Source organism: Halotalea alkalilenta DSM 17697 (assembly GCF_000621205.1).
In the GTDB taxonomy this organism is placed as follows: Bacteria; Pseudomonadota; Gammaproteobacteria; order Pseudomonadales; family Halomonadaceae; genus Halotalea; species Halotalea alkalilenta.
In genome coordinates, this window is sequence record NZ_KK211230.1 from 204036 (window position 1) to 210035 (window position 6000).

Below are 6000 nucleotides of genomic sequence, written 5' to 3' on the forward strand. Positions count from 1 at the left end.
AAAAATAAATGGGAAGTAAAGAGATCGCCACATTAGCGCTACCTCTGGTATTGACCCATTGGTCAATCTCGGTGAGCGACTATCTCGCGTCCGCGAGATACATGGGGAAAAGACTAGTGGGGATTACCAGTAACAATAACTGGGTTGTATTCACCGCCCTGGGCACGGGCGCTCCCGTCCTGGCGAATTCGTCGGCGATGGGGTCGTAGCGAGGGCGCTGCATTGCCGTACATGGCGACGCCGTCACTAGATTCGGCGACGGCGTCGTGTCGGTGTGGAAACGAAGATCAATTACCGCAGGCGCAGTGACCGCACTCTTTCTCGCCCTGAGCATGGTGCGAGGCGCAAATGTCGCTGCAATATGCCTTTCCGTCGGCCAATATGGCACTTTCTCCCACTTCGCAGACACATTCAGGACAAGCACAGACGGTTGCTTCGGACATCGTGTTTTCCTCAGGTGGCATATGCCTTTCGCATATCCACTCGAGCATGAACCTTGTACTTGCTTGAGGGTCAAGCGGCGGCTTTCGTTCGAGCCGATTCGGTGTCCCGGGCGTTCGCCTCGCCATTCTCCCTGGGGCGCGATGGGCGATTCCATGCACTGATGGAATCAATCATCCTAGGGTTACACCGTCGGTGTTCATTTCGATACCCGCTGCTGTACTTCGATTCGTCGAACCGCGTTTCACTAGGGGTGAACGGGTTCTGAGATGGATGGTGAATCCGGCGTCGGTCTTCATCGGCGCCGCGAACGGCAATATCGCCCTGGCCCGCTTCGTGGCCGTTTCTCGGCGAGGGGCTCCATGGGCGTGGGGACAAGTGTTCCAGCAGGCTCAGCAGCGGAGAGCGATCGATGATGTTCAAGAAAATACTGGTTGCCAACCGTGGCGAGATCGCGGTACGCGCCTTTCGCGCCGCAGTCGAGCTCGGTGCGCGCACGGTGGCGGTGTTCGCGCATGAGGACCGCCACTCGGAGCATCGCCTGAAGGCGGATGAAGCCTATCCGATCGGTGAGCAGGGCCATCCGGTGCGGGCCTATCTGTCGATCGACGAGATCATCCGGGTGGCGAAGATGAGCGGTGCCGATGCGGTCTACCCGGGCTATGGCTTTCTCTCCGAGAACGCAGGCCTCGCCCGCGCTTGCCGCTACGCTGGCATCGCCTTCATCGGTCCGCCCGCGGAAGTGCTGGAGGTCGCCGGCGACAAGGTGCGAGCGCTGGCCAAGGCGCGCGAGCAGGGTATCCCGGTGCTGGCCTCGAGCGCGCCATCGAGTGATCTGGAGGTACTGCTCGAGGCGGCGGGGCCGATGACCTATCCGCTGTTCGTCAAGGCGGTTGCCGGTGGCGGTGGCCGCGGCATGCGCCGGGTCGCCGAGCAGGGTCAGCTGCGGGGAGCGCTCGAGGCGGCGATGCGCGAGGCCGAGGGTGCCTTCGGCGATCCGACCGTGTTCATCGAGCAGGCGGTGCAGCGTCCGCGGCACGTCGAGGTGCAGATCCTCGGTGACAGCCAGGGCGAGGTGATCCATCTGTTCGAGCGTGACTGTTCGGTACAGCGCCGCCACCAGAAGGTGGTCGAGATCGCCCCGGCGCCGAATCTCGATCCCGCCGTGCGCGAGGCGCTGCATCGCGACGCGGTTTCGTTTGCGCGCGCGCTCGGCTATCGCAACGCTGGCACCGTCGAGTTCCTGCTCGAGACCGCCGGGCCGAACGCTGGCCAGCACGTGTTCATCGAGATGAATCCGCGCATCCAGGTCGAGCATACGGTCACCGAGGAGATCACCGACGTCGACCTGGTCCAGGCGCAGATTCGTATCGCCTGCGGAGAATCCCTCGCCGGGCTGGGGCTGAGTTAGGAGGCCCTGCGGGTCAACGGCGCGGCGCTGCAATGCCGGATCACCACCGAGGATCCGGCCAACGGATTTCGTCCCGATACCGGCATGATCACGGCCTATCGCGCGGCGGGTGGTGCCGGCGTGCGCCTCGATGGCGGTACCGCCTATGCCGGCGCCGAGGTGAGCCCGCACTTCGATTCGATGCTGGTCAAGCTCACCTGCCGCGGTCGCGACTTTCCGCTTGCGGTGGCGCGTGCGCGTCGCGCGCTGGCGGAGTTCCGCATCCGCGGGGTGAGCTCCAACATCGCTTTCCTTCAGGGCGTGCTGGAGGAGGAGGCGTTCCTGCTGGGGGATCTCTCCACCGCCTTCATCGAGGAGCGTCCCCGGCTGCTCCAGGCGCTGCCGAGCCAGGATCGTGGGACCAAGCTGCTGAGCTGGCTCGCCGAGGTCACCGTCAACCGTCCCTTCGGCCCGCCACCGGGCGGTGTGGAGCCGGCCAGCAAGCTGCCGCCGCTGCCCGAGGCCGAGCCTTCGCCGGGCACCCGACAGCGTCTGCTCGCCGTCGGTGCCGAGGCGTTCGCGCAAGAGCTGCGCCGGTCGCCACGTGTGTGGGTCACCGACACCACTTTCCGCGACGCCCACCAGTCGCTGCTCGCCACCCGGGTGCGCAGCTACGATCTGCTCGCAGTCGCCCCCCATGTCGCCCGGCTGACCCCTGAACTGCTCAGCGTCGAATGCTGGGGCGGGGCGACCTACGACGTCGCGCTGCGCTTTCTCGGCGAGGATCCTTGGGAGCGTCTGGCCCGGCTGCGCCAGGCGCTGCCCAACGTCGCGCTGCAGATGCTGCTGCGCGGACGCAATACCGTCGGCTACACCCCCTATCCGACCGCGGTGAGCGATGCCTTCATCGAGGAGGCGGCGGCGCAAGGGGTGGACATCTTCCGCATCTTCGACTCGCTCAACGACGTCGAACAGATGCGCCCGGCGATCGAAGCGGTACGTCGCACCCACGCGGTCGCCGAGGTGGCGCTTTGCTATACCGGCGATCTCAGTGACCCGGCCGAGACGCTCTACACCCTCGACTACTACCTCGATCTCGCCGAGCGGATCGTCGCCGCCGGCGCCCATATCCTCGCGATCAAGGACATGGCGGGACTGCTGCGTCCGCAGGCGGCGCGACTCCTCATCGAGGCGCTGCGCAGCCGCTTCGAGCTGCCGATCCACCTGCATACCCACGACACCGCCGGCGGCCAGCTGGCGACCCTGATGGCGGCGGTCGAGGCCGGCGCCGACGCGATCGACGCGGCCTGCGCCGCGATGTCCGGCACCACCAGCCAGCCATCGCTCGCGAGCCTGGTCGCGGCCTACGCCCACACCCCGCGTGACACCGGGCTTTCGCTGGCGGCGGTCAATTCGCTCGAACCCTACTGGGAGGCGGTGCGCAAGCTCTATCTGCCGTTCGAGGCCGGGCTTCCGGCGCCGACCGGGCGGGTCTACCACCACGAGATCCCCGGAGGCCAGCTCTCCAATCTGCGCCAGCAGGCGGTGGCGCTGGGGCTGGGCGACCGGTTCGAGGCGATCGAGGAGATGTACGCGCGCGCCGATCGTCTGCTCGGCCGGCTGGTCAAGGTGACACCCTCGTCGAAGGTGGTCGGCGACCTGGCGCTGCAGCTGGTTGCGGTGGGAGCCGACATCGAACACTTCGCCGCTGATCCGCAGCGCTTCGATATCCCCGATTCGGTGATCGGCTTTCTCGCCGGTGACCTCGGTACGCCTCCCGGCGGCTGGCCCGAGCCGTTTCGCAGCCGGGCGCTGGCCGGGCGGAGCAGGAAGCCGGCGATCGCTGAGCTAGACGACGAAAGCCGTGCCGCGCTTGCGCTGCCTGGACCCGCGCGTCGCCAGCTGCTCAACCGGTTGCTGTTCGCCGCGCCGGCGAAGGCGTTCGAGCAGGTGCGCGCTCGCTATGGCGATCTCTCGGTGCTCTCCAGCGCTGACTACTTCTATGGCCTGAGCCCGGGCGAGGAGCATGCGGTGATGCTCGAGGAGGGGGTGCGCCTGCTGGTCGCGATTCGTGCGATCGGGGCCAGCGACGAGCGCGGCATGCGCCAGGTGATGTGCAGTCTCAACGGCCAGCTGCGTCCGCTTTCGGTGCGCGATCACTCGGTCAGTGCCGAGCAGCATGAAACGGAAAAAGCCGACCCGACCGAGCCTGGACAGGTCGCGGTGCCCTATGCCGGCGTGGTCACGGTTACCGCCAGGGCGGGCGAGCCGATCGAGGCCGGTGCGCCACTGGCGACGCTCGAGGCGATGAAGATGGAGGCGACGATCACCGCGCCGATAGCGGGAGTGCTCGAGCGCGTCATTCCGTCTGGGCCGCGGGCGATGGAGGCAGGGGACCTGATCGCGGTGATCAGGCCCTGAATCGAAGGGGAGAAGAGGGCGTCAGCGATGAGAAGCCCCCATGTCGGGGGCTTCTCGTCGGCGTCGGCTCAGTAGCGTTCGAGCCAGTGGGCGTAGGGCGCGGGCAGCGTCCACGACGGGCGCTCGATCCCAAGCGCCTTGGCCGCGGCATAGGGCCAGTGCGGGTCGGCGAGGTGGGCGCGGGCGACCATCACCAGGTCGAGTTCTCCGCTGGTGATCGCCTTCTGGGACAGCTCCGGCGTGCCGAAGCCCCATGCCGAGGCGACCGGCAGCCCGCTCTCGCGGCCAACCCGCTGCGCGATCGGACCCATGAAACCGGGGCCCCAGGGAATCTTGGCCTCGGGGGTCGAGAAGCCGATGCTGACGCTGAGCAGATCGAGACCGCCGGCCTTGAACTCGCGAACCAGCTCGATCGACTCGGTCATCGTCCTTTCGTCGTCGCCGTCGAACTCGATCACCCCGAAGCGAGCGGTCAGCGGCAGGTGCTCGGGCCATACCTCGCGTACCGCGGCGAGCGTTTCGAGCAGGAACCGGCTGCGATTCTCGCGGCTGCCGCCATAGGCATCGGTGCGCTGGTTGGAATGAGGAGAGAAGAAGCTCTGGCCGAGGTAGCCGTGGGCGAAGTGCAGCTCCAGCCACTCGAAGCCGGCCTCGTGCGCGCGCCGCGCGGCGGCGACGAAGTCCTCGCGGACCCTGGCGATCTCCTCGAGGCTCATCTCCTTCGGCACTTTCGGCAGGTTGGCGCCGAACGCCAGCGCGGAGGGAGCGATGGTTTGCCAGCCGCGCGGGTCGCCCTCGGCGAGGTGGTCATCGCCCTCCCATGGGCGGTTGGCGCTCGCTTTGCGTCCTGCATGGCCGAGCTGGATCCCCGGCACCGCGCCCGCAGCCTTGATCGAGGCGGCGATCGGGGCGAAGGCGTCGCGCTGGGCATCGTTCCAGAGACCCGTGCAGTTCGGCGTGATCCGGCCCTCGGGGGAGACCCCGGTGGCCTCGACGATCACAAGGCCTGCACCGCCGCGTGCGATACTGGCGTAGTGCACCCCATGCCAGTCGTTGGGCATGCCATCCTCGGCCATGTACTGGCACATCGGCGGTACCGCGATGCGGTTGCGAAGATGAACATCCTTGAGCTTGAACGGTTCGAACAGCGTGGGCATACGAGTATTCCTGACCGTGTATGGCTTTGGTGGTTTGGTTGCTTAGTTCGACAATGGTCGAACTAGCATAGTCGTACTGAAGTGCGCACGCAAAGCTCGTGTATCATGGCGCCTATGCGACCGTTCAAGCACCCGCCCAGCCAGGATTTCAATCTCGAGCGCCTACTCCATGCCTTGAGCGATCCGGTGCGCCTCGCCATCGTGCGCCATCTCGCCCGAGTCGCGGAGGCCAGCTGTGGCGAGCTGGACGGTGGCCGGCCGAAGTCGAGCATGTCCCATCATTTTCGCGTCCTTCGCGAAGCGGGCCTGGTGCATACCCGCCACGCCGGCACCACCCATATGAACAGCCTGCGCCGAGCCGATCTCGACGCGCGCTTCCCCGATCTGCTCGACGCCATCCTGCGTCAGCCCCGCTCCGATTGACGGTGCGGCCAAACCACTGAGCCCTAAAACGCGATGCCCCGTCTCTCTCGAGACGGGGCATCAGATTAATGACAAACCCCTTTTGACCCAGCGACGCTCTCGATCCTGGCGAGTCGAGAACCGTTTGGGTCCTAACGCGCCTCTTGCTCGCTTAGATGCGAGGGGCGG

At 66.4% G+C, this 6000-nt stretch carries 5 protein-coding genes; 3 read left to right on the top strand and 2 right to left on the bottom strand.

The features are described from left to right. Positions 1-287: 287 nt before the first annotated feature. Positions 288-569 carry a hypothetical protein gene (locus tag Q376_RS25600; protein WP_342665986.1) on the bottom strand — a complete coding sequence of 94 codons (282 nt, stop codon included), beginning with the start codon at positions 567-569 and terminating at the stop codon, positions 288-290. A 284-nt stretch (positions 570-853) separates the two neighbouring features. On the opposite strand from Q376_RS25600, the gene Q376_RS25230 reads away from it, so the two are divergent. Both Q376_RS25230 and Q376_RS23115 read left to right on the top strand, forming a co-directional pair. After that, entirely contained in the window at positions 854-1852 is a 999-nt protein-coding gene (locus Q376_RS25230; RefSeq protein WP_211266696.1) for an ATP-binding protein, read from the top strand. 6 nt (positions 1853-1858) lie between these two features. Next, on the top strand, positions 1859-4252 hold the full coding sequence (locus tag Q376_RS23115) for a pyruvate carboxylase (RefSeq protein WP_211266704.1): 2394 nt from the start codon (positions 1859-1861) through the stop codon (positions 4250-4252). 68 nt (positions 4253-4320) lie between these two features. Here the strand turns inward: Q376_RS23115 and Q376_RS0116420 are convergent, their stop codons facing one another. Further along, positions 4321-5409, bottom strand: a complete 1089-nt coding sequence (locus tag Q376_RS0116420) for an NADH:flavin oxidoreductase/NADH oxidase (RefSeq protein WP_027351232.1) — start codon at positions 5407-5409, stop codon at positions 4321-4323. 105 nt (positions 5410-5514) lie between these two features. Between Q376_RS0116420 and Q376_RS0116425 the strand changes: the two genes are divergently transcribed. Further along, a complete protein-coding gene (locus tag Q376_RS0116425) occupies positions 5515-5832 on the top strand; it encodes an ArsR/SmtB family transcription factor (RefSeq protein WP_027351233.1) in 318 nt (105 codons plus the stop codon). The last annotated feature ends 168 nt before the right edge of the window (positions 5833-6000 follow it).